The following is a 22,290-nucleotide window of genomic DNA, read 5'->3' as shown; positions in this document are numbered from 1 at the left end:
GCCAACCTGATAACCGCGGGTACGGACGTCATCGCCAGCGGCTTTCAGCGGGCGGCCCCGGCTGGCCTATGGTGGCGGTTTCCCCGGATGGAGCCTGGTGCAATGAGCGACCCGCAGTGGCAACTGGAAACCCTGGCCGTGCACGGCGGTTACCGTCCCGACCCGACCACCCGCGCGGTGGCGGTGCCGATCTACCAGACCGTGGCGTATGCCTTCGATGACACCCAGCACGGCGCCGACCTGTTCGACCTGAAGGTTCCGGGCAACATCTACACGCGCATCATGAACCCCACCACCGACGTGCTGGAGCAGCGCCTGGCCGCGCTGGAAGGCGGCATCGGCGCGCTGGCGCTGGCCTCGGGGCAGGCCGCGATCACCTATGCCATCCAGACCATCGCCGAGGCCGGCGACAACATCGTCGCCTCCAGTGCGCTCTACGGTGGCAGCCTCAACCTGCTGGCGCACACGCTGCCGCAGTACGGCATCCAGGCGCGCTTTGCCGATCCGGCCGACCCGGCGGCGTTCGCCGCGCTGATCGACGACCGCACCAAGGCGGTGTTCGTCGAATCGATCGGCAACCCGCGCGGCAATGTCACCGACATCGCTGCGATCGCCGAGGTCGCGCATGCCGCGGGCGTGCCGCTGATCGTCGACAACACCGTGGCCACACCGTTCCTTCTGCGCCCGTTCGAGCACGGCGCCGACATCGTGGTGCATTCGCTGACCAAATACCTCGGGGGACACGGCAACAGCCTGGGCGGCGCGATCATCGATTCCGGCCGCTTCGACTGGACCGCACAGCCCCAACGCTTCGCGCGGCTCAACCAGCCCGACCCCAGCTACCACGGCGTGGTCTATACCGAAGCACTGGGGCCAGCCGCCTACATCGGCCGGGCGCGGGTGGTGCCGCTGCGCAATACGGGCGCTGCGTTGTCGCCGTTCAACGCGTTCCTGATCCTGCAGGGCATCGAGACCCTGGCCCTGCGCATGGAACGCATCAATGCCAATGCGCTGGCCGTTGCGCAGTTCCTGAAGGCGCATGCCAAGGTCGCCTGGGTGCGCTACGCCGGACTGGCCGACGACCCCGAGCATGCCGCCGCGCAGCGCTATCTGGGTGGACACGGCTCGGGCGTACTGACCTTCGGTCTGCCCGGTGGGCGCGAGGCCGGCGCCCGCTTCCTCGATGCGCTGAAGCTGTTCACCCGCCTGGTCAACCTGGGGGATGCGAAGTCACTGGCCACCCATCCGGCTTCGACCACGCATCGCCAGCTGGATGCAGCGGAGCTGGCCAAGGCCGGTGTCAGCGAGGACACCGTGCGGCTGTCGATCGGCATCGAACACATCGGCGACCTGCGCGCGGACCTGGAACAGGCCCTGGCCGGCGCCTGATAGCTGCGCGCTTGGTCGTCATCGCCACAGGCGATCACCGCCGGCACCGCGATGGGTTAGGTTGGAACTGCCTCTCCAAGGCGTGGCAACGTGGCGATCCAGATCCCCGGTCGATGCGGGTCGACCGGGGATTTTTTTGTTTCCGGGGTCAGATCCGTTTTCCTGTGGAAAACGGATCTGACCCCGCGCGCCGCCGTGTCGACCAAGGTCGACACCCACCAGAGCAGAACGCCGTTCCGACAGATCGCCGGAATCTGTCGAAGGCGGGATGGGTCCGGTTGCGGGGGCGTGAGCCGCATGGATGCGGCGACCGAGCTTACATGGACGTACTTGCAGCGGCCCCCGCAACCGGACCCACCCCGCCATCCCACGCAATGCCAGCCTTTGCTTTCGCCGTTGCCGCCGCTTCGGCAGGTGCAGGGCGCAGCCCTGCCGCACGTACACCCCTCACACCACCGGAATGCTCTGCTGCCCCAGATTCCGGTACGGCGGCGTGGACATGATCATCTCCGCCAGCGAATACGCCAGCTCGCGCTCGGCCATCACCGTGCCATCGGCGCCGTGCTCCAGCAGATGCTTCACCTCGGCATCGCTGTGTGCGCGCGCCAGCAGGGTCAGGTCCGGATTGATCGCCCGCAGCTTGGCCAGCGCCTCACCGGCTTCCAGCGGCTGCGGAATCGCCAGCACCGCGATCTTGGCGCGCTCCGGATGGGCCTCGGCCAGCACCCGGTCGGCGGCGGCACTGCCGCGGATCGCCGCCAGGCCCTTGGCATGTGCCTGCTCGACGTGTTCCTTGTTGTCATCGATCACCAGCACCGGCACGCCACGGTCGCGCAGCACCTGCGCCAGTTCGCTGCCGACGCGGCCGTAACCGATCACGATGGCGTGGTCATGCAGGTCGCGCGACGGGCCGATCGCTTCGGGCGGCTCGGGTACCTGCGGAGACTGCTCCTGCTTGGCCTGCCAACGGTCCAGCAGGCCGAACACCAGCGGGTTGAGCATGATCGACACCAGCGCGCCGGCCAGCACCAGCGACTGGCCTTCCTTCGGCAGGATCTGCAGCGCCACGCCGAGGCCGGCGATGATGAAGGCGAACTCGCCGATCTGCGCCAGGCTGGCCGAGATGGTCAGCGCGGTGCTGGTCGGGTGGCCGAACGCACGCACGATGAAGAACGCCGCCGCCGACTTGCCGAACATGATGATGGCGACGGTGGCCAGCACCTGCCACGGATGCTGGACGAGGATGTTGGGGTCGAACAGCATGCCGACCGACACAAAGAACAGCACCGCGAACGCATCGCGCAGCGGCAACGAATCATGCGCGGCCTTGTGGCTCAGCTCCGATTCGTTGAGCAGCATGCCGGCGAAGAACGCGCCCAGCGCGAACGAGACGCCGAAAAGCATCGCCGAGCCGAACGCCACGCCCAGCGCGATCGCCAGCACCGACAGGGTGAACAGCTCACGCGAACCGGTACCGGCGATGCGCTCGAGGATCCACGGGATGACCCGCCGACCGACCACCAGCATCACCGCCACGAACAGGCCCAGCTGCACGAAGGTCCAGCCGATGTCGGCCAGCACGCTGCCGAGCGAGTGCGATTCCTTGGCCGCGTCAGGACCGAACACACCGGCCATCACCGGCATCATCACCAGCGCCAGCACACAGGCCAGGTCTTCCACGATCAGCCAGCCGACCGCGATCTTGCCACGCATCGTTTCCAGCAGGCGGCGTTCCTCCATCGCCCGCAGCAGCACCACGGTACTGGCGGTGGCCAGCGAGAAACCGAAGATGACGCCATGGATGGCCGGCCAGCCCATCAGCGAGGCCACGCCCCAGCCGAGCAGGGTGGCCACCGCGATCTGGCCGATGGCGCCGGGAATGGCGATCGCCTTGACCGCCATCAGGTCCTTCAGCGAGAAGTGCAGGCCGACGCCGAACATCAGCAGCATGACGCCCAGTTCGGCCAGCTGGTTGGCCAGCGCCTGGTCGGCGACGAAGCCGGGAGTGAACGGGCCTACGCAGATGCCAGCAACCAGGTAACCGACCAGGGGAGACAAGCGGAGCTTGTTGGCCAGCGCGCCGAAGATGAAGGCGAGCCCCAGGCCAACGGCAACGATGTTGATCAGGTCGGTGTCATGGTGCATCGGCACTCGCAGGAAATCGGGGGATGCCCCGATTTTCACCGATGCGGTCACATACGGCAAACGCTGGCCAGCGTATCGGATCGTTGCGTGGGCGGCTTGTACGGGCGAGATATCAAGCCTTGTTGAGAGATGGCAGGCCCTGACGGGCCGAATGGTGCCTACCTATGGGGGGGCTCCAGGCGTAGCCGTCGATGATCACACCATCTGCCGGCGCTGGGTCTCTTCCAGGGCAGGCTCGGCCTGCTGCGGCGAGGCGGCCAGCTGCTTGTCCAACTGATGAATCTGCCGCAGCGACTCCGCAACGGGTGGCTGAAGGGCCGTTTCAATGTTGATGTGGGCACGCAGATGGCCCGGGTCATCCAAGGCTCCTTGAATGACGAAGATGTTCTCCGGCCTTGGGGGCTGACCAGCCGGCAAGCCCAATACCACATGGTCGATCCGTTCCAGACCTTGTGCCCGGGCAAGTTGGGTGAGGCTGGCCGCCATGCGTTGGCTGGCTTCATCAGATGCGCGACCCAACGATGCGTCCAGCGCGTGGACGCCGGCGAGTGCTTGCTGGTGAAGCGATGCCGAGGCATCGCTCAGCGTTGGGATGCTGGTTTCCGGCCGTTCGGTTGCCGGTTGCGGCTGCGAAGGACTGGTGGGCCGCACGCGCTCTGCCTTGCGAATGGACTCGATCAGCTCCCGCGGTGTATCGGTGAACAGCAGTTCGCCTGCATCCAGGGACTGCCCGGTAACCTTGTTCACGGTACTGGTCGCCCACGATGCGCAGGTATTGCCATATGACCAGGTGACATTTTCGCCCAAGGCCTGGTCAAGTCGCTTGACCTGCTCGGGAGTCAATTCGTAATAGCGTGAGGCCGAAGGTGTGGCCCGGGCTTCCATGCCTTCGCGGATGTCCGAACCTGGGCCATTGTCCTCAACGAGTGGATGGTTGTCTGGCCACAGGCCATGGAACGTCGTATGGCCGTTTCGCGTCACCGAGATCCAGGCGTGGCCGTCCACGAACTGATTGAACGACCCCTGTGTATTGGGGTCTACGTGACTATGGATGCCGAGGACGACCTTGTCGCTCATGGGATGCCCTTACGGATAAATCTGTGTTTCGCCATCGGCGTACAGCATCACCACGCGCGGCGCCATCAAGGGAATTTCCTGACGGGCCGGGCCAGCAGGTCCGGGCTTCACGTCGCGCCGCAGCATGGTTGTGCATTGGCCGGATATGGGGCAGCGATCAACAACGACTTTCATGGTGTCCCCTTCCACGACATAGCTCATCCCTGCCGCGTAATACATGCTTTCCATCGGTTCATTGAACTGGACCTGGAGCTTCGACGCGGAGAGCTGGGTGACGACGACCGGCTCAAGGCTCGATTTGGAATAGCTGGGTTTCACGTGATCTCCTGAACACCCTGACAGGGGGGCCGCCAGCGCAACCCACGCGAGCGCAGCGTACACATGGCGGCGAGTGATGCAGGCTCTCGTCACGGAGCGGCTCCTTCGTTGGTCCGCTGATTATGCACGGGACGACCTATGAGGCGCGTGCAACAGAGCACAGCCTGGAAACCGGGTGCAGGAGCTGGCAACGGTATACGGTCAGGGCCGCGCCTGCCCCGAGGCCGCGGGCGGGTGTGTGGAGCAGCGCCGGGCAGGGCCCGGCGCACCCATTACCCCTTACCAGGTGTACTTGATCCGCCCGTACACATACGCACCGTTGAAGCCGAACGGCGAGTAGTTGCTGTACGGCAGCATGCCGAAGGTGGAGTTCTGCAGGTCCTCGGTGCGGTCCGGGTACTTGTCCAGCAGGTTGTCGGCACCCACGGTCAGGGTCCAGTTGCTGCTGGGCTTGTAGCTGGCCGAGGCATCCACCACCCAGGCGTCGCCGTAGGTCTGGTCACGCAGCGCGGTGGCCGAGTTGCGCACGGTGAATTTGCCGTAGCGGGTGGCGGCCAGGCCCAGTTCCCAGTGGTCCGAGCGCCAGGTGCCGCTCAGGATCGCCTTGTCGCGCGGGTAGCTGTCCTCGATGCGACCGATCTCATCACGGCCGATCAGCGACTGGGTCAGGCCCAGCGTGCCGAACACCGGCGGGGTGCCGCCAACGCGGCGCACTTCGGTGTCGTTGTAGCTGTATGCCGCGGTCAGCTCCAGGCTGCTGGCGCTGAACGGCACCGTGTAGCTGGAGACGAAGTCGACACCGCGGGTGCGCGTATCCAGGCCGTTGGTGAAGTAGGAGAACGCGGTCACCTGCGGCAGGCCCAGGGTGCCCAGCAGCGCGCTGGTCGCGGCATTGGTGGTGATGCTCGACGACAGCGCGATGCGGTCATCGATGTCGATCTGGTAGGCATCGACGGTGATGTACAGGCGGTCGACCGGCTGCAGCACCAGGCCCAGGCTGTAGGAGGTGGAGGTCTCGGCCTTCAGCGGCGAGGCGCCCAGCGCCTGCGCGGCCTGGCTGGTGGTCGGGAAGGTGCCGCGCTCGACGAATACGCCATTGAGGAACTGGCTGGTCACCGCCTGGTAGCCCTGCTGCGCCAGCGAGGGCGCGCGGAAACCACTGGAGGCGGTGGCCCGCAGCGCCACCTTGTCGGTGAACGCGTAGCGCGCCGACAGCTTGCCCGAGAAGCGGTCGCCGAAGTCCGAATAGTCTTCGTAGCGGCCGGTGATGCCGGCCGAGAACTTCTCGGTCAGGTCCGCTTCCAGGCCGGCGTAGACCGCGTAGTTGTGGCGGTCGGCATGCACTTCATTGGTCGGGGTGAAGCCCGCGAAGCCCTGCGCGCCGCTGCCGGTGTACGAGTTCAGTTCGCCCGGGTTCTGGTCCCACTTTTCCTTGCGGTACTCACCACCGAAGGACAGCGTGACCGGGTAGGCCAGGCCCCAGTCCAGCGACTTGGTCAGGTCGGCATTGAAGATGTCCTGCTGGTACTTCAGCGTGCCGTCGTAGAACGAGCGCGGGCTGGTTGCGCCGAGGCTGTAGTTGATGCTGTTGCGGGTGTGGAAGTCCAGGGTGTTCTCGCCGTGGTTCAGGCTCAGGTCCCAGGTCCAGCCGTTGTCGGTGTTGCCCTTGACCCCGGCCACCAGCGAGCGGTCCTTGGAATACTGGTTGATCTCCGGCACGTAGCCGTCCGGGTAGGTCTGCGCCAGCAGCGCGCTCTGCCCGCTGTGGTTGCGCGAACGGTAGAACGCGAACGAGGTGATGTCGCGGTTGCTGAGCAGCGCGCTGGCGTAGCCGGTCACGTGGTCGCTGAAGTCGAAGCTGGCGTTGGCCGAGGCCGCGGTGGCATCCACGCGCGGGTCGCCGACGATGAAGGTCTTCTGGCCGATGCTGGGGAAGTTGCCGGTGTTCGGCGTGGTGCCGCGGTACGGGCCGGCGCGGTTGCTCTCGTCCTGCTGGCTGATCTGGCCGGCCACCTGCACGCGGCCGCGGCCGTTGCCGAACTCGACGCCGGTGTCGCCGGACAGCTGGTACTTGTTGCCGTCGCCGGCCGAGTACTGGCCGTAGTCCACTGCCAGGCTGCCGCCACGGCCGCTGCCCTTGAGCACGATGTTGATGACGCCGGCGATGGCGTCCGAGCCGTACTGCGCCGAGGCACCGTCGCGCAGCACTTCCACGCGCTCGATCGCGGCGATCGGGATCGCGTTGATGTCCACCGCCGACGAGCCACGGCCGATGCTGCCGTTGACGTTGATCAGCGCCGAGGTGTGGCGGCGCTTGCCGTTGACCAGCACCAGCACCTGGTCCGGCGACAGGCCGCGCAGCTGCGCCGGGCGCACGCCGCTGGTGCCGTCGGTCAGCGCCGGGCGCGGGAAGTTCAGCGAGGGCAGGGCGCGCGACAGTGCGGTGGCCAGTTCACTGGTACCGGTGGACTGCAGCACTTCGGGGGTGATGATGTCGATCGGCGACTGCGATTCGGCGACCGTGCGGTCGGCCACGCGGGTGCCGGTGACGATCACCGTGTCCAGGGTGTTGGCGGCGGTGCCGGCCTGCTGTGCAGCGGCGACGAACGGAGAGCCACCGAGTGCGACAGCGACGGCGGCGGCGATCAGGCGGGTCTTGCGGGTCATCGGGATGGGCTCCGGTTGGCGGGGGGCGGCACCGGAATCGACATCACGAGCGTGAGGCGGACGGCGGTTGTTGCGGTGCGCAATACAGCAATTAACGGGATATTCAGTGCCTGTCAAATGCCAGGCTTCAGAAAAAACGTTGCAGCAGCAACCATTTAGCCCGGATCAGCGCTGGCAGGAAGGGACCCCGGGACGCGCGCGGCGGGGACGTGGGAGAGAGGAACGTCGGCCACTGCGCATCCCGGGACGCGTCAAGTATTCGTTAACGCTAGAATTGCGTCGCAGGAACAGTGCTCACCAGCACATTCCATCCGGTTATATGGACCCCTCCCCCGATGATCTCCCTTCGTAATTTCGCCTTGCGCCGCGGCGAGCGGCTGCTGTTGTCCAATGTCGACCTGACCCTGCACGCCGGTTACCGGGTAGGTGTGGTCGGCCGCAACGGTGCTGGCAAGTCCAGCCTGTTCGCGGCGGTGAAGGGCGAGCTGGAGGCCGACAAGGGTGACGTCGACCTGCCCGGCAAGGTGCGCATCGCCAGCGTGGCCCAGGAAACCCCGTCGCTGCCGGATCCGGCGCTGAGCTTCGTGCTGGGCGGCGATACCGAGGTGGCCGCGGTGCTGGCCGAAGAGGCCGAGGCGACCGCGCGCGAAGACTGGGAGGCGGTGGCCAACGCGCACACCAAGATGGCCGAGATGGGGGCCTACGACGCCGAAGCGCGTGCCGGCAAGCTGCTGCACGGCCTCGGCTTCCCTGCCGAGACGCACCACCGTGCGGTGTCCTCGTTCTCCGGCGGCTGGCGCGTGCGCCTGAATCTGGCCCGCGCGCTGATGATGCCCAGCGACCTGCTGCTGCTCGACGAACCGACCAACCACCTGGATCTGGACGCGGTGTACTGGCTGGAACAGTGGCTGCTGAAGTACCCGGGCACCCTGCTGCTGATCTCGCATGACCGCGAGTTCCTCGACAACGTGGCCACCCACACCCTGCACCTGCATGGCGGCGGCGCCAAGCTCTACCCGGGCGGCTACACCGATTTCGAGCGCCAGCGCGCCGAACAGCTGCGCCAGCAGCAGATCGCGCATGAAAAGGAACAGGCCGAGCGCGCCCACCTGCAGAGCTTCATCGACCGCTTCAAGGCGCAGGCCAGCAAGGCCGCGCAGGCGCAGAGCCGCATGAAGCGCCTGGCCAAGCTGGCCGGCACCGAAGCGGTGCGCGCCGAGCGTGAGTTCCGCATCGAGTTCGCGCCGCCGGCGAAGCTGCCGTTCTCGCTGATCCGCCTGAACCACGTCGAGGCCGGCTACGGCAAGGACGCGGTGATCCTGCATAACGTCGGTTTTGGCCTGGAAGCGGGCCAGCGCATCGGCCTGCTCGGCCCGAACGGTGCCGGTAAGACCACCCTGGTGAAGACCCTGGTGGGCGAGCTGGCGCCGATCGTTGGCGAGCGCATGGCGCATCCGGACCTGAAGATCGGCTACTTCGCCCAGCACACGGTGGAGTCGCTGCACGAAGGCCAGTCGCCGATGGAGCACTTCCGCGAGATCGCCCCGGACGCACCGAACCAGTCGTTCCGCGATTTCCTCGGCAAGTGGAACTTCCCGGGCGACCGTGCATTCGAGCCGGTCGATGGGTTCTCCGGTGGCGAACGCGCCCGCCTGGCGCTGGCGCTGATCGCCTGGCAGCAGCCGAACGTGCTGCTGCTGGACGAACCGACCAACCACCTTGACCTGGAAATGCGTGAAGCGCTGGCCGAAGCGCTGGCCACCTTCGAAGGCGCGATCGTGATGGTCTCGCATGACCGCCACCTGATCGGCCTGGTCTGCGATACCTACTGGCGCGTGGCCGATGGCGTGGTCGAGCCGTTCGATGGCGACCTGGATGCCTACGCCGCGTGGCTGCGCACCCGCCCGCAGGCGCAGGGCACCAAGGCACGCATGGAGCAGGTGGAAGAACCGGTGGTGGTCAAGACCGCGCCGGTGGCGCAGGTGGTGCAGAAGAAGCCGGTGAACCCGCACAAGCTGGCCGCCGCCGAGGCCAAGGTGGCCGAACTGGAGGGCGCGCTGGCCGAGCTCGACCGCCAGCTGGCCGACCCGGCCAACTATGCCGATGCCACCCGCATGGCGGTGATCGGCCGCGACCGCGAAACCACCGCCGCGCAGCTGGAGAAGGCCGAAGCGGCGTGGATGGAGCTGCTGGAGTCCTGATCACGCAAAAAAGGGGACGGAGGGGATTAAGTCGTTTGTGCCACAAACGACTTAATCCCCTCCGTCCCCTTTTTTGTTACGTGCCCTGCGCCTGCAGCCATTCGCGGAACCGCTTGGCCGGTTCGCGCTCGGCGCGCGAGCGCAGCCGCGTCAACCAGTAGCGGCCCAGCTCCAAGGTGGTGCCGAAGGGCTGCAGCAGGCGGCCTTCGGCCAGTTCCTGCTCGAACATGCACAAGGGCAGCAAGGCCACGCCGGCGCCCCCGGCGGCGGCCATCGCCACCGTCAGTGAGGAATCGAACACCGGCCCGCGGGCTTCCACGCCGCTCACCCCGGCCGCCTGCAACCAGCGCGGCCATTCGTCGCTGCGGTAGGAACGCAACAACGGCAGTGTGGCGAGGTCCCGCGGTTGCTTCAGCCGCCGCGCCAATGCGGGGGCGCACAGCGGTGCGAAGGGCGCATCGAGGATTGCCGTGCAGGCCTGGCCCTGCCAGTCGCCATCGCCGAAGCGGATCGCCAGATCCAGCCCTTCGCCGGCCAGGTCGATACGGTTGTTGTGGGTCTGCAGGCGCAGCTCGATGTCCGGGTGCGCGGCTTCGAACGCCGCCAGCCGTGGCAGCAGCCAGCCGGTGGCGAAGGTACCGACCACGCCCAGCGTCAGTACTTCCCGGGCCGGCCCGCCGGTGTAGCGCGCAATGCTGGCGGAGATGCGTTCAAACGATTCGTTGAGCACCGGATACAGCGCCGCGCCCTCGTCGGTCAGCGCCACGCCGCGCGGCAGGCGATGGAACAGGCGGATGCCGAGCCGGTCTTCCAGGCCCCGGATCTGGTGGCTCAGTGCGGCCTGGCTGACGCACAGCTCCAGCGCGGCTCGGGTGAAGTTCTGGTGGCGGGCGGCCGCCTCGAACGCACGCAGCGCGTTCAGTGGCAGGGTGGGGTGCAGCATCGGAGAGCCGTGAGCCAGGGTGATGGCTGATCCTACCCGTTCAATGAGGAATTTCGTAAATCTCAAACATTTGATCGCGTCAGGCATGAGTTCAACTTATGGCTTGCCCTGATTTTTCGCGCTGGTCGGTCGCAGGGGAGGCGCCAATAATCGAGCGGTCACCAGGAGAACCCCTATGCTCGCCCGTCGCCGATTCCTGCAGTTCAGTGGTGCTGCCGTTGCGTCCTCGCTGCTTGCCCCGGCGCTGGCGCAACCGGTTTCCGCCTCGTCTGGCATACCCGCCGCGAACGCCGCCATTGCCGGCGCCGCCGATTTCGCCGCGCTGGAGAAAGCCAGCGGTGGCCGCCTGGGTGTCACCGTGCTGAACACCGGCAACGGCCGTCGCATCGGCGGGCATCGGCAGGATGAGCGCTTCCCGATGTGCAGCACGTTCAAGTCGATGCTGGTCGCCCATGTGCTGAGCCTTGCCGATGCAGGCCGCGTTTCGCTCGACACCCGTGTGCCCATCGCCGGGAAGGATCTGCTGTCCTACGCTCCGGTGGCGCGCCGCCACGTGGGCAAGGATCTGACAGTGCGCGACCTGTGCCGGGGCACGCTGACCACCAGCGACAACACGGCGGCCAACCTGCTGCTGGAGGTGGTGGGCGGGCCATTGGCGCTGACGGCATTCCTGCGCGGGCAGGGCGACAGCATTACCCGCAATGACCGCAACGAGCCGGACGTGAATCTGTTCGTGAAGGGAGACCCGCGCGATACCACCAGCCCGGCCGCGATGGCCACCAGCCTGGCCCGCTTCGCGGTGGGCAATGGCCTGCAGCCTGCATCGCGCCGGCAGTTCGCCGATTGGCTCATCGACAACCAGACCGGCGATGCCTGCCTGCGCGCCGGGCTGGGCAAGCGCTGGCGGGTGGGGGACAAGACCGGCAGCAACGGTGATGACACGCGCAACGACATCGCCGTGCTGTGGCCGCATGCGGGCGGCACCGCGTGGGTGGTCACCGCCTATCTGCAGGGCGCATCGGTCGATGACGACCAGCGCGCAGCAGTGCTTGCACGGGTGGGGGCGCTGGCCGATGCGATGATCGGATGAGGTAACCGGGGTCATCGGGAAATGGCTTGCCGGATCGGTCGGGCACGCGCATCCTGCGCGCGTTCGAACCCCACGGAAGACCCCGATGAGCCATGAGTTGATCTACCTGCTGCTGATCTTCGCGCTGCTGGTGATCCCGCGCGCACTGCAGCGCTTCAGCCTGCCGGCGCCGTTGACCTGCCTGCTGTTCGGCATCATCGGCATGCTCTGGCTGGGCGACCAGGCACACGACGCGGTGATCGGCCTGCTGGCCACGCTGGGCATTTCCTCGCTGTTCCTGTTCGCGGGCCTGGAAGTGGATCTGCAGGCGCTGCGGCGTGGCATGTGGCCGCTGCTGGCGCACCTGGTGATCCGTACCGGCACGCTGTTCGGCGTGGGCTGGCTGGCCTGGCGCTATGCGGGGCTGCCATGGCAGGCCGCTGGGCTGCTGGCGCTGGCGCTGCTGACGCCCTCCACCGGCTTCATCATGGATTCGCTGTCGCGGCTGGGCTTGAGCGAGGACGAGCGGTTCTGGGTCACCAGCAAGGCCATCGCCGGCGAACTGCTGGCGCTGGCGGCGTTGTTCATCGTGCTGCAGGCCGGCGACCCGGGGCACATGGCGCTGTCCAGCCTGGCCCTGCTGGCGATGATGATCGGCCTGCCGCTGCTGTTCATCGCGCTGGGCCGCTGGGTGGCGCCGCACGCGCCGGGCTCGGAGTTCTCGCTGCTGGTGATGGTCGGCATGGTGGCGGCGTACATCACCTATCTGCTGGGCGTGTATTACCTGGTGGGCGCGTTCATCGCCGGCCTGGTCGCGCGCCTGCTGCACCAGCGCATGCCGCTGCTGGCCTCGCACGAGAACCTGCACGCGCTGCGCCTGTTCGCCTCGTTCTTCGTGCCATTCTATTTCTTCAATGCCGGCACCAAGGTGCCCAGCGAAGCCCTCAGTTTCGAGGCGCTGGGGCTGGGCATCGTGATCACCCTGGTGGTGCTGCCGCTGCGCATCGGCGTGGTCTGGCTGCAGCGCCGGGTGATGTTCGGCGAGAGCTTCCGCAGCAGCCTGCGCGTCTCGCTGGCGCTGGCCCCGACCCTGATCTTCACGCTGGTCCTGGCGGCGATCATGCGCGAGCGTTTCCAGATTCCGGCGGTGCTGTTCGGCGCGCTGCTGCTGTACGCCGCACTGACCACACTGTTGCCGTCGCTGGTGTTCCGCACACCCTTCGACGTCGATCCGGTGGAGCAGGAGCCGGCGGGCGAGGGCGAGTCCGCGCCGGTAGCGGCCACCGAGACGCGGCCGGAACCTCACATCGCCGAACGCTGACCGGTTGCCGCGCGCGGTTTGCGCCCGTCGGCCATGGCCGTTAGGGTTGGGGCATGAAACTGCCTGCCGTTGTCACCGCTTCCGCTCTCCTGCTCAGCCTCGCTGCCTGCTCGCAGCGTTCCGATACGGTCGCGCATGATCTGGCGACCGCACCGGCCGATGCCTTCATGGCCGCCATCGCCGCGCATTGCGGCCAGGCCTATGAGGGCCGGGTGGTGGAGGACACGCCGGCACCGACCGGCAAGGACCCGTTCGCCGGCCAGCGCCTGGTCATGCATGTGCGCGGCTGTGCCGACCCCGCCCATGAACTGCGGATTCCCTTCCATGTGGGGGATGACCATTCGCGCACCTGGGTGCTGACCCGCACCGAAAACGGCCTGCGCCTGAAACACGATCATCGCCACGAAGACGGTAGCCCCGACGCGATCACCCTCTATGGCGGCGACAGCACGCCACCGGGCACCGCCGAGCGCCAGCAGTTCCCAGCCGACTCCGATTCGGTGGCGATGTTCCGTCGTGCCGACATGCTGGCCTCCACGCACAACACCTGGGCGATGGAGATCGACCCCGACCAGACGTTCGTCTACGAACTGACGCGCCCGGAAGGCCGCCGTTTCCGCGTGAAGTTCGACCTGAGCAAGCCGGTCGAGCTGCCGCCCGCACCGTGGGGCGACGAGAAGGCGCCAGCACCCTGATCTTCGGGTCGGATCCCTCCTGCGGAGGGTCCGACCCGGTCACTGCATGAACCCATGGGTCAGAGCCCTGGCCGTCGGCCAGGGATCCGACCCCGGGGCTCAGCGCGCGCTGAAGCGTGCGCGGCAGCCGTTGCTCACCCACACCTGGCCGCGTGCATAGCCCCAGCTGCGGCCTTCCTGGCAGGCACTGCCGGACAGCTGCTGTTGCAGCACCGGCCGGCCCTGGCGCTCATCCCAGTCGCAGTTCTGCGTGCGGTTGTTGTTGCTGCTGCAGGTGATCGAATAATTGCTGTTGCCGCCGCCCCAGCCACCGCCGCCGCCGCCCCAGCCGCGGGCCTCGGCGAACTCGGCGCGGCAGCCGTTGCTGACCCAGACCGCGCCGTTGCGCACGCCCCAGGTGCGGCCTTCGTCGCAGGGGCTGCCGGACAGCTGGCGGACCAGGCGGGCGTTGCGCCAGCCGACCGGGCAGCTGCGCTCACGGTTGCTCTGGCTCTCGCAGCGGATGGTTTCGCCGGGACGGCCGTTGTTGCCGCCCCAGCCACCGCCATTGCCACCGCCCCAGCCGCCGCGGGCTTCAACGAACTCGGCGCGGCAGCCATTGCTGACCCAGATGCTGCCATTGCGGCTGCCCCAGGTGCGGCCCTCGTCGCAGGCGCTGCCGGACAGCTGGCGGACCAGCTGCGCATTGCGCCAGCCGGTGCTGCAGACACGTTCACGGTTGTTCTGGCTTTCGCAGCGGATCACCCCGTCCTGCGCAGCGGCCGGAGCAGAGGGCAGGGCGAGCACGGCCAGAGTGCTCAGGGTCACGGCCAGGCTGGCCAGGGACAACGATTTCATGGCGGCATCCCATACGGTGGCAGGTGCCCGACTATAGGGACCGGGGCGATCAAGCCGGCGTGACTGCCCGGATTTGCCCCGGCCGGGGCCTCGGCCGCAGAATACGAGGCTTTCCGGCCCCCATCCGGTGCCGGCGTTCTCCAGCGGAGCTTCCCCCCATGCGTACCCACTTCTGCGGCCTGGTCGACGAGACCCTGATTGGCCAGACTGTCACCCTCGCCGGCTGGACCGACGTGGCCCGTAACCAGGGCGGCGTCTGCTTCATCGATCTCCGCGATCATGAAGGCATCGTGCAGGTGACCGTGGAGGTCGACAACGCCGACGTGTTCGCCGTGGCCGCGTCGCTGGGCTATGAGGACGTGCTGCAGGTGGAGGGCGTCGTGCGCGCCCGGCACGCGGTGAACGACAAGATGCGCACCGGCAAGGTGGAAGTGATCGCCACCGCCATCACCGTGCTGAACAAGGCCGCCCCGCTGCCGTTCCACGCCCACGAGAACCCGGGCGAGGAAACCCGCCTGAAGTACCGCTACCTGGACCTGCGCCGCCCCGAAATGCAGCGCATGCAGCGCACCCGCATCAAGCTGGTGCAGGCGCTGCGCCGCCACCTGGACGAAAAGGGCTTCCAGGACATCGAGACCCCGATCCTGACCAAGGCCACGCCGGAAGGCGCGCGCGACTTCCTGGTGCCGGCGCGCATGCATCCGGGCGAGTTCTACGCCCTGCCGCAGAGCCCGCAGCTGTTCAAGCAGATCCTGATGGTGGCCGGGTTCGACCGCTACTACCAGATCGCGCGCTGCTTCCGCGACGAGGCCCTGCGTGCCGACCGCCAGCTGGAATTCACCCAGCTGGACATGGAGTTCGCCTTCGTCCGCGAACGCGATGTGCAGGACTTCGTCGAGGACATGATCCGCGCCATCTTCAAGGAAGTGGTCGATGTCGAGCTGGATGCCAGCTTCCCGCGCATGACCTGGGCCGAGGCGATGCGTCGCTATGGTTCGGACAAGCCGGATCTGCGCATCGCGCTGGAACTGGTCGACGTGGCTGAACTGGTCAAGGACAGCGAGTTCCCGGTGTTCACCGGCCCGGCCAACGACGCCGAAGGCCGCGTCGCCGCGCTGCGCATCCCGGGCGGCGCGTCGCTGAGCCGCAAGCAGATCGACGAGTACGCCGCGCATGCCGCCAAGTACGGCGCCAAGGGCCTGGCCTACATCAAGATCGCCGACAACGGCGAAGTCAGCTCGCCGATCCAGAAGTTCTTCAGCGAAGAGCGCTTCGCGGCGCTGGTGGCCCATGTCGGTGCCGGCAATGGCGATATCGTGTTCTTCGGTGCCGGTGGCTACAACAAGGTCTCCGACTTCATGGGCGCGCTGCGCCTGAAGGCCGGCAAGGACTTTGGCCTGGTCGCCGACGGCTGGGCACCGCTGTGGGTCACCGACTTCCCGATGTTCGAGTGGGACGAGGAAGAACAGCGCTACGTCGCCCTGCATCACCCCTTCACCGCACCGGCCGTGGACGACATCGCCGATCTGCGCGCCAATGCCCGTACCGCCGTCTCGCGCGGTTACGACATGGTGCTCAACGGCAATGAAATCGGCGGCGGTTCGATCCGTATCCACCGTCCGGACATGCAGAGCGCGGTGTTCGAGCTGCTGGGCATCGGTGCCGAAGAGGCCCGCGCCAAGTTCGGCTTCCTGCTCGACGCGCTGAACTACGGCGCGCCGCCGCACGGTGGCATCGCCTTCGGCATCGACCGCATCGCCGCGCTGATGGCCGGAACCGAGTCGATCCGCGACGTCATCCCGTTCCCGAAGACCACCGGTGCACAGGATCTGATGACCGACGCGCCGTCGCCGATCGTCGACGCGCAGCTGGCCGAAGTGCACATCCAGGTTCGCCCCAAGACCAACTGATCAGGAGATCCAGGCAATGACCGAGTTTGCGTTTTCGCTGGAGTGGGAAAAGCTGGGCAATGAAGGCTCCGAGGCCACCCTGGTCACCGAGCGTGCACGCGTGTTCGGGGGGTGGCTGGTCCGCGTCGGTACCAATCCGGCCGCGATGGCCCTGACCTTCGTCGCCGACGGCGAAGGCCGTTGGGACGGTGAAGACTTCGGCGTCGAGGACTACGAGGACGACGAAGAGGAAGAAGAGTACGACGAGGACGAGGAAGGCGAGGAAGAAGAGGACGAGGACGAAGAGGAATACGAGGAAGAGGACGAGGAAGAAGAAGCGGAATCGCCTGGAAAGGCTTGACCCGCGCTTCGCCCTGACGTCAACTTCCTGCATGTATTCGATCCGCCGCGCCACTGTGGACGACGCGCCGACCCTGTCGGCGCTGGCCGCACGCACGTTCACTGAAACCTTCGGCCATCTGTACCCGCCGCAGGACCTGCAGGCCTTCCTCGAGGAGGCCTACACGGTCGAGCGCCAGCGCGTGATCCTGTCCCACCCCGATTACGCGGTGTGGCTGCTGGAATTGGATGGGGAGGCGGTCGGCCATGCCGCCGCCGGCCCCTGTGGCCTGCCGCATCCGGATGTGAAACCCGGTGACGGCGAACTCAAGCGCCTGTACCTGGTCAAGACGCAGCAGAGCTGCGGCTGGGGCAGCCGCCTGCTGGAAACCGCGCTGGCCTGGCTGGAACACGAAGGCCCGCGCACGTTGTGGCTGGGCGTGTGGTCGGAGAACTTCGGCGCGCAGCGCTTCTACGCCCGCTACGGCTTCGAGAAGGCCGGCGAGTACCTGTTCCCTGTCGGCGACACCCAGGACCTCGAATTCATCCTGCGCCGCGCGCCGCGCGCGGCCTGACGTTCACCGCCGCTTGCCGCGCGCGCGTGTTCAATCACCTCACGTTCCTGCCCCGCTGACCGCCAGGCTGTTTGCATGACTCCCCCCGTATTGCTGCTGCATGGCATCTGGAATGCCCGTGCCTGGGTCGGGCCACTGGCCTGGCGCCTGCGCGCGCGTGGTTTCCAGGTACACGCGTTCGGCTATCCCTCGGTGTTCGGTGGCCCCGATGTGGCAGTGCCGCAGTTGCTGGAACGTCTGGCCGACGCCGGGCCGTTGTCGCTGGTCGGTCACAGCCTGGGCGGACTGCTGGCACTGGAGGCGCTGCGCCGCGATCCGCAGCTGCCAGTGCAGCGCGTGGTCTGTCTGGGCTCGCCGCTGCGCGGCAGTGGTACCGCGCGCTCGTTGTCCGATCATGGCTGGGGCCTGGCGCTGGGGCGCAGCAGCGAGCTGCTGCTGGACGGCCTGCCGGACTGGCAGGGCAAGGCCGAGGTTGGCCTGATCGCCGGTTCGGTGCCGCACGGGCTGGGCAGCCTGCTGGGCGCGATCGACGATGCGTCCGACGGCACCGTGGCCCTGGCCGAGACCCGCCTGCCGGGCCTGGCCGACCATTGCGTGGTGCGTACCAGCCACAGCGGCCTGGTGGTGTCGCCCGACGCCGCGCGGCAGACCGCGCATTTCCTGCGCCACGGCCACTTCGACCACAGCCGCGACGCGGCGGCGGCATAGGGGCAGGGGAGGCGGGGCCGCCTTGTAGCGCCGAGCCCATGCTCGGCTGCATTCCGTCGGGCCCATTGAGCCGAGCATTGGCCCGGCGCTACAACAATACGGGCCTAGACACGGTTGCAGCGCCCGATCAGGTAGAATCCGCGCCTTGATCCTGAAGCAGCCAGACGGTAGCACCCATGGGTAGAGGCCCCTCCATCGAAGCCCGCAAGAACGCGTCCGACGCGAAGCGCGGCAAGATTTTCACCAAGATCATCCGCGAGATCGGCGTTGCCGCGCGCGGCGGTGGAGGCGACCCCAACAACAACCCGCGCCTGCGCGTGGCGGTGGACAAGGGCTTGGCCGTGAACATGTCCAAGGACGTGATCGAGCGCGCCATCAAGAAGGCCACCGGTGAACTGGAAGGCGTCGATTACGAGGAAATCCGCTACGAAGGCTATGCCCCGGGTGGCGTGGCCGTGATCGTCGACTGCCTGACCGATAACCGCGTGCGCACCGTGGCCGACGTCCGCCATGCGTTCAGCAAGTGCGGCGGCAACATGGGTACCGAAGGCTCGGTGGCCTTCATGTTCAAGCGCCTGGGCGTGCTCAGCTTCGCCCCGGGTGCCGACGAGGAAGCCATCACCGAAGCAGCCATCGAGGCCGGCGCCGACGACATCGTGGTCTACCCCGATGACGGCTCGATCGACGTGGTCACCAGCCCTGACGCGTTCAACGCAGTCAAGGACGCAATGGTCGCCGCCGGGCATGTCGCCGACCACGCCGAGATCACCTTCCGCGCCGACAACGACATCAAGGTCGAAGGCGAGGTCGCCCTGCAGGTCAAGAAGCTGCTGGACATGCTCGAAGACCTGGACGACGTGCAGGACGTGTATTCCAACGCCGAACTCGGCGCCGACGCCTACGCCTGAGCCGTCCTCGACGGCCTGGGCGCGGGCCGTTGAACGGTCACCGCGGACAGTCATGAGCCCATACGCCTGCCAGCGCCCCCCGTTCCGCCCCGCCAGGAGCGCGGCATGACCCGCATCCTCGGCATCGACCCCGGTTCGCAGCGGACCGGGGTCGGCATCATCGATGTCGACGCCGCCGGCCGCGTCAGTTACGTGCACCACCAGCCGCTGGTGCTGCTGGGCGCCGACGACTTCCCGCAGCGCATGAAACTGCTGGTGCTGGGCCTGGCCGATCTGTGCCGCGAGTACCAGCCCAATGAAGTGGCCATCGAAAAGGTGTTCATGGCGCGCAATCCCGATTCGGCGCTGAAGCTGGGCCAGGCCCGCGGCGCGGCGATCTCGGCCGTGGTGCTGCGCGACCTGCCGGTGCACGAATACGCCGCCAGCGAGATCAAGCTCGCGGTGGTCGGGCGCGGTGGCGCCGAAAAGCAACAGGTTCAACACATGGTCGGGCTCATGCTCAACCTGAAAACCAAGCTGCAGGCCGACGCGGCCGACGCGTTGGCGGTGGCGATCACCCATGCCCACGTAAGGGCGACGGCCAACCGCCTGGGGCTCAGTGCCCGCCAGGCGTGGGGCCGCAAATGAGGAGCTGCACGCAATGATCGGTCGACTGCGCGGCATCGTCGCCTACAAGGCGCCGCCGTGGCTGGTGGTGGACGTGAACGGAGTGGGCTACGAACTGGAGGCGCCGATGAGCACCTTCTACGACCTGCCCGAGCTCGGCCGCGAGGTCACCCTGTACACCCATTACTCGCAGAAGGAAGACAGCGTCTCGCTGTACGGCTTCCTGCGCGAGGGCGAGCGGCGCCTGTTCCGCGACGTGCAGAAGGTCAGCGGCATCGGCGCGAAGATCGCGCTGGCCGTGCTGTCCGGTGTCAGCGTCGAAGAATTCGCGCGCATGGTCCAGGCCGGCGACATCACCGCGCTGACCCGCATCCCGGGTATCGGCAAGAAGACCGCCGAACGCATGGTGCTGGAACTGCGTGACCGCGCGGCCCAGTTCGGTGCCGGCGGCGCGCTGCCCACCGGCAGTGGTCCGGCCCCGGCCGATCCGCTGTCCGATGCCACCGTGGCCCTGCAGCAGCTGGGCTACAAGCCGGCCGAAGCGGCCCGCATGGCCCGCGATGCCTTCAATGAAGGCGACGAAGTGGCCACCGTGATCCGCAAGGCGCTGCAGTCCGCGCTGCGCTGAACCGCGTCCCTTTCCCCCAACCTACCGCCTGAGCTTCGCCAGGAGTCCCATGTCCAGCAGTCAAACCCCGCACGCAGCCGCCCCCGGCGGCCATGGCCACGCCCCCTCCGCTGGAGGACTGGCGCTGGTCATCGGTGCGATCGGCGTGGTGTTCGGCGATATCGGTACCAGCCCGCTGTACACCCTGAAGGAAGCGTTCTCGCCACACTACGGGCTCAACAGCGACCACGACACCGTGCTGGGCGTGCTGTCGCTGGCGTTCTGGGCGCTGAACCTGGTGGTGACCCTGAAGTACGTCACCATCATCATGCGCGCCGACAACGATGGCGAAGGCGGCATCATGGCGCTGATGGCGTTGACCCAGCGCACGCTGCGCAACGGCTCGCGCTCGGCTTATGTGGTGGGCATCCTCGGCATCTTCGGCGCCTCGCTGTTCTTCGGCGACGGCGTGATCACCCCGGCCATGTCGGTGCTCAGTGCGGTCGAAGGCCTGGAGGTGGCCGCGCCCGGACTTCATGTCTTCATCGTGCCGGTCACCCTGGTGGTGCTGCTGGCGGTGTTCGCCGCGCAACGCTTCGGTACCGAGAAGATCGGCAAGGCGTTCGGCCCGATCATGGCAATCTGGTTCGTGTCGCTGGCGGCAATCGGCATCTACAACATCGTCGATGCGCCCGAGGTGCTGAAGGCCTTCAACCCCTGGTGGGGCATCCGCTTCTTCATGGAGCACGGCTGGCACGGCATCTTCATTCTCGGTGCAGTGGTGCTGGCGGTGACCGGCGGCGAAGCGCTGTATGCGGACATGGGCCACTTCGGGCTGCGCCCGATCCGCCACGCCTGGTACTTCTTCGTGCTGCCGTGCCTGGTGCTGAACTACCTGGGGCAGGGCGCACTGGTGCTCAACCACCCCGAGGCCCTGAAGAATCCGTTCTTCGAGGCAGTGCCGTCGTGGGCGCTGTACCCGATGATCATCCTGGCCACCATGGCGGCGGTGATCGCCTCGCAGTCGGTCATCACCGGCGCATTCTCGGTCTCGCGCCAGGCCATGCAGCTGGGCTACATCCCGCGCATGCGCATCAAGCACACCTCGCACGACACCATCGGCCAGATCTACATCCCGGGCATCAACTGGGGCATTGCGGTGATGGTGTTCGGGCTGGTGCTGGCGTTCCGCAGTTCGTCCAACCTGGCCGTGGCGTACGGCATTTCGGTGTCGGCCACGATGCTGATCGACACCCTGCTGCTGGCCGTGGTGGCGCGGACGTTGTGGCCGAAGTCGCGTGGCTGGCTGCTGCCGCTGTGCGTGGTGTTCTTCATCATCGACCTCGGCTTCGTCATCGCCAACGGCGCCAAGCTGCTGCAGGGCGCCTGGTTCCCGGTGGTGCTGGGCATCTTCCTGTTCACCATGATGCGCACCTGGCGCCGTGGCCGCGAGCTGCTGCGCGACGAGATCCGCAAGGACGGCATCCGCCTGGATACCTTCCTGCCGGGCCTGATGCTGGCCCCGCCGGTGCGCGTGCCGGGCACCGCGGTGTTCCTCACCGCCGACCCGACCGTGGCGCCGCATGCGCTGATGCACAACCTCAAGCACAACAAGGTGCTGCACGAGCGCAACGTGTTCCTGCACGTGGAAACCCTGCCGATCCCGTATGCGATGGAAGGGCAGCGGCTGAAGATCGAATCAGTGGGTGACGAGTTCTACCGCGTCTACGTGCGCTTCGGCTTCATGGAGACCCCGGACGTGCCGCTGGCGCTGATGCGCTCGTGCGACCACGGTGGCATCTATTTTGATCCGATGGACACCACCTTCTTCGCCAGTCGCGAGACCATCGTCGCCACCGCCAACCGCGGCATGCCGATCTGGCGTGACAAGCTGTTCGCGCTGATGCACCGGAATGCCGCTCCTGCGACCGGCTTCTTCCGGATTCCGGGCAACCGCCTGGTCGAACTCGGGGCCCAGGTCGAGATCTGACGCGCG

The 22,290-nt window shown here is 67.2% G+C and carries 19 protein-coding genes; 13 read left to right on the top strand and 6 right to left on the bottom strand.

Annotated elements, in window-relative coordinates:
• The first annotated feature begins 102 nt into the window (after positions 1 to 102).
• Positions 103 to 1,389 (top strand): O-acetylhomoserine aminocarboxypropyltransferase/cysteine synthase family protein, encoded by a 1,287-nt coding sequence (locus tag VG566_RS11205; RefSeq protein ID WP_100450494.1) that lies wholly within the window; start codon positions 103 to 105, stop codon positions 1,387 to 1,389.
• Between the two features lie 447 nt (positions 1,390 to 1,836).
• Here VG566_RS11205 and ybaL read toward each other — a convergent pair whose 3' ends face one another.
• The 4 genes from ybaL to VG566_RS11185 form a co-directional block, all read right to left on the bottom strand.
• Positions 1,837 to 3,534: a YbaL family putative K(+) efflux transporter gene (gene ybaL / locus VG566_RS11200; protein WP_049405954.1), complete on the bottom strand. Its 1,698-nt coding sequence runs from the start codon at positions 3,532 to 3,534 to the stop codon at positions 1,837 to 1,839.
• A gap of 195 nt (positions 3,535 to 3,729) precedes the next feature.
• Positions 3,730 to 4,611, bottom strand: a complete 882-nt coding sequence (locus VG566_RS11195) for an XVIPCD domain-containing protein (RefSeq protein ID WP_050483532.1) — start codon at positions 4,609 to 4,611, stop codon at positions 3,730 to 3,732.
• 9 nt (positions 4,612 to 4,620) lie between these two features.
• Positions 4,621 to 4,929: a hypothetical protein gene (locus tag VG566_RS11190; protein ID WP_241884279.1), complete on the bottom strand. Its 309-nt coding sequence runs from the start codon at positions 4,927 to 4,929 to the stop codon at positions 4,621 to 4,623.
• A gap of 279 nt (positions 4,930 to 5,208) precedes the next feature.
• Positions 5,209 to 7,596, bottom strand: coding sequence for a TonB-dependent receptor (locus VG566_RS11185; RefSeq protein ID WP_241884280.1), 2,388 nt, complete (start codon positions 7,594 to 7,596; stop codon positions 5,209 to 5,211).
• 335 nt (positions 7,597 to 7,931) lie between these two features.
• On the opposite strand from VG566_RS11185, the gene VG566_RS11180 reads away from it, so the two are divergent.
• Positions 7,932 to 9,797, top strand: a complete 1,866-nt coding sequence (locus VG566_RS11180; RefSeq protein WP_014648175.1) for an ABC-F family ATP-binding cassette domain-containing protein — start codon at positions 7,932 to 7,934, stop codon at positions 9,795 to 9,797.
• A 76-nt stretch (positions 9,798 to 9,873) separates the two neighbouring features.
• On the opposite strand, the gene ampR is transcribed toward VG566_RS11180, so the two are convergent.
• Entirely contained in the window at positions 9,874 to 10,740 is an 867-nt protein-coding gene (gene ampR, locus VG566_RS11175; RefSeq protein WP_014648174.1) for a LysR family transcriptional regulator AmpR, read from the bottom strand.
• 175 nt (positions 10,741 to 10,915) lie between these two features.
• Between ampR and blaL2 the strand changes: the two genes are divergently transcribed.
• The 3 genes from blaL2 to VG566_RS11160 all read left to right on the top strand — a co-directional run bounded on the left by blaL2 (position 10,916) and on the right by VG566_RS11160 (position 13,825).
• Positions 10,916 to 11,830, top strand: coding sequence for a L2 family extended-spectrum class A beta-lactamase (gene blaL2, locus VG566_RS11170; RefSeq protein ID WP_142235259.1), 915 nt, complete (start codon positions 10,916 to 10,918; stop codon positions 11,828 to 11,830).
• Between the two features lie 85 nt (positions 11,831 to 11,915).
• On the top strand, positions 11,916 to 13,130 hold the full coding sequence (locus VG566_RS11165) for a cation:proton antiporter (RefSeq protein ID WP_032958940.1): 1,215 nt from the start codon (positions 11,916 to 11,918) through the stop codon (positions 13,128 to 13,130).
• A 53-nt stretch (positions 13,131 to 13,183) separates the two neighbouring features.
• A complete protein-coding gene (locus VG566_RS11160; RefSeq protein WP_134967264.1) occupies positions 13,184 to 13,825 on the top strand; it encodes a hypothetical protein in 642 nt (213 codons plus the stop codon).
• Between the two features lie 99 nt (positions 13,826 to 13,924).
• Here VG566_RS11160 and VG566_RS11155 read toward each other — a convergent pair whose 3' ends face one another.
• Complete coding sequence (locus tag VG566_RS11155; protein ID WP_164167222.1) at positions 13,925 to 14,662, bottom strand: DUF3011 domain-containing protein; 738 nt, start codon at positions 14,660 to 14,662, stop codon at positions 13,925 to 13,927.
• Between the two features lie 158 nt (positions 14,663 to 14,820).
• On the opposite strand from VG566_RS11155, the gene aspS reads away from it, so the two are divergent.
• From aspS to VG566_RS11115, 8 genes are all read left to right on the top strand, one after another.
• Entirely contained in the window at positions 14,821 to 16,572 is a 1,752-nt protein-coding gene (gene aspS, locus VG566_RS11150) for an aspartate--tRNA ligase (RefSeq protein ID WP_046432163.1), read from the top strand.
• A gap of 16 nt (positions 16,573 to 16,588) precedes the next feature.
• On the top strand, positions 16,589 to 16,912 hold the full coding sequence (locus VG566_RS11145; protein ID WP_014648168.1) for a hypothetical protein: 324 nt from the start codon (positions 16,589 to 16,591) through the stop codon (positions 16,910 to 16,912).
• Positions 16,913 to 16,943: 31 nt separating this feature from the next.
• On the top strand, positions 16,944 to 17,465 hold the full coding sequence (locus tag VG566_RS11140) for a GNAT family N-acetyltransferase (RefSeq protein ID WP_014648167.1): 522 nt from the start codon (positions 16,944 to 16,946) through the stop codon (positions 17,463 to 17,465).
• Between the two features lie 75 nt (positions 17,466 to 17,540).
• Positions 17,541 to 18,173: an esterase/lipase family protein gene (locus VG566_RS11135; protein WP_032958946.1), complete on the top strand. Its 633-nt coding sequence runs from the start codon at positions 17,541 to 17,543 to the stop codon at positions 18,171 to 18,173.
• Positions 18,174 to 18,349: 176 nt separating this feature from the next.
• The gene (locus VG566_RS11130; RefSeq protein ID WP_014648165.1) at positions 18,350 to 19,081 is read left to right on the top strand and encodes a YebC/PmpR family DNA-binding transcriptional regulator; all 732 of its coding nucleotides are present in this window, start codon (positions 18,350 to 18,352) and stop codon (positions 19,079 to 19,081) included.
• A gap of 105 nt (positions 19,082 to 19,186) precedes the next feature.
• Positions 19,187 to 19,708, top strand: a complete 522-nt coding sequence (ruvC, locus tag VG566_RS11125) for a crossover junction endodeoxyribonuclease RuvC (RefSeq protein ID WP_014648164.1) — start codon at positions 19,187 to 19,189, stop codon at positions 19,706 to 19,708.
• A 13-nt stretch (positions 19,709 to 19,721) separates the two neighbouring features.
• A complete protein-coding gene (ruvA, locus tag VG566_RS11120) occupies positions 19,722 to 20,315 on the top strand; it encodes a Holliday junction branch migration protein RuvA (protein WP_014648163.1) in 594 nt (197 codons plus the stop codon).
• A 49-nt stretch (positions 20,316 to 20,364) separates the two neighbouring features.
• Complete coding sequence (locus tag VG566_RS11115; protein ID WP_014648162.1) at positions 20,365 to 22,284, top strand: potassium transporter Kup; 1,920 nt, start codon at positions 20,365 to 20,367, stop codon at positions 22,282 to 22,284.
• Positions 22,285 to 22,290 lie beyond the last annotated feature (6 nt).

Origin of the sequence: Stenotrophomonas sp. CASM114 (assembly GCF_049384325.1) — a bacterium.
Classification (GTDB): Bacteria; Pseudomonadota; Gammaproteobacteria; order Xanthomonadales; family Xanthomonadaceae; genus Stenotrophomonas; species Stenotrophomonas muris.
This window is presented reverse-complemented; position numbering and strand designations above follow the sequence as displayed.

Excerpts from the sequence above, each read along its gene's own strand:
- VG566_RS11180 (WP_014648175.1), top strand. The coding sequence starts at position 7,932 with ATGATCTCCCTTCGTAATTTCGCCTTGCGCCGCGGCGAGCGGCTGCTG.
- VG566_RS11140 (WP_014648167.1), top strand. The coding sequence starts at position 16,944 with ATGTATTCGATCCGCCGCGCCACTGTGGACGACGCGCCGACCCTGTCG.
- ampR (WP_014648174.1), bottom strand. The coding sequence starts at position 10,740 with ATGCTGCACCCCACCCTGCCACTGAACGCGCTGCGTGCGTTCGAGGCG.
- VG566_RS11165 (WP_032958940.1), top strand. The coding sequence starts at position 11,916 with ATGAGCCATGAGTTGATCTACCTGCTGCTGATCTTCGCGCTGCTGGTG.
- VG566_RS11205 (WP_100450494.1), top strand. The coding sequence starts at position 103 with ATGAGCGACCCGCAGTGGCAACTGGAAACCCTGGCCGTGCACGGCGGT.
- VG566_RS11185 (WP_241884280.1), bottom strand. The coding sequence starts at position 7,596 with ATGACCCGCAAGACCCGCCTGATCGCCGCCGCCGTCGCTGTCGCACTC.
- VG566_RS11155 (WP_164167222.1), bottom strand. The coding sequence starts at position 14,662 with ATGAAATCGTTGTCCCTGGCCAGCCTGGCCGTGACCCTGAGCACTCTG.
- VG566_RS11160 (WP_134967264.1), top strand. The coding sequence starts at position 13,184 with ATGAAACTGCCTGCCGTTGTCACCGCTTCCGCTCTCCTGCTCAGCCTC.
- VG566_RS11145 (WP_014648168.1), top strand. The coding sequence starts at position 16,589 with ATGACCGAGTTTGCGTTTTCGCTGGAGTGGGAAAAGCTGGGCAATGAA.
- VG566_RS11195 (WP_050483532.1), bottom strand. The coding sequence starts at position 4,611 with ATGAGCGACAAGGTCGTCCTCGGCATCCATAGTCACGTAGACCCCAAT.
- ybaL (WP_049405954.1), bottom strand. The coding sequence starts at position 3,534 with ATGCACCATGACACCGACCTGATCAACATCGTTGCCGTTGGCCTGGGG.
- aspS (WP_046432163.1), top strand. The coding sequence starts at position 14,821 with ATGCGTACCCACTTCTGCGGCCTGGTCGACGAGACCCTGATTGGCCAG.
- blaL2 (WP_142235259.1), top strand. The coding sequence starts at position 10,916 with ATGCTCGCCCGTCGCCGATTCCTGCAGTTCAGTGGTGCTGCCGTTGCG.
- VG566_RS11130 (WP_014648165.1), top strand. The coding sequence starts at position 18,350 with ATGGGTAGAGGCCCCTCCATCGAAGCCCGCAAGAACGCGTCCGACGCG.
- VG566_RS11115 (WP_014648162.1), top strand. The coding sequence starts at position 20,365 with ATGTCCAGCAGTCAAACCCCGCACGCAGCCGCCCCCGGCGGCCATGGC.
- ruvA (WP_014648163.1), top strand. The coding sequence starts at position 19,722 with ATGATCGGTCGACTGCGCGGCATCGTCGCCTACAAGGCGCCGCCGTGG.
- ruvC (WP_014648164.1), top strand. The coding sequence starts at position 19,187 with ATGACCCGCATCCTCGGCATCGACCCCGGTTCGCAGCGGACCGGGGTC.
- VG566_RS11135 (WP_032958946.1), top strand. The coding sequence starts at position 17,541 with ATGACTCCCCCCGTATTGCTGCTGCATGGCATCTGGAATGCCCGTGCC.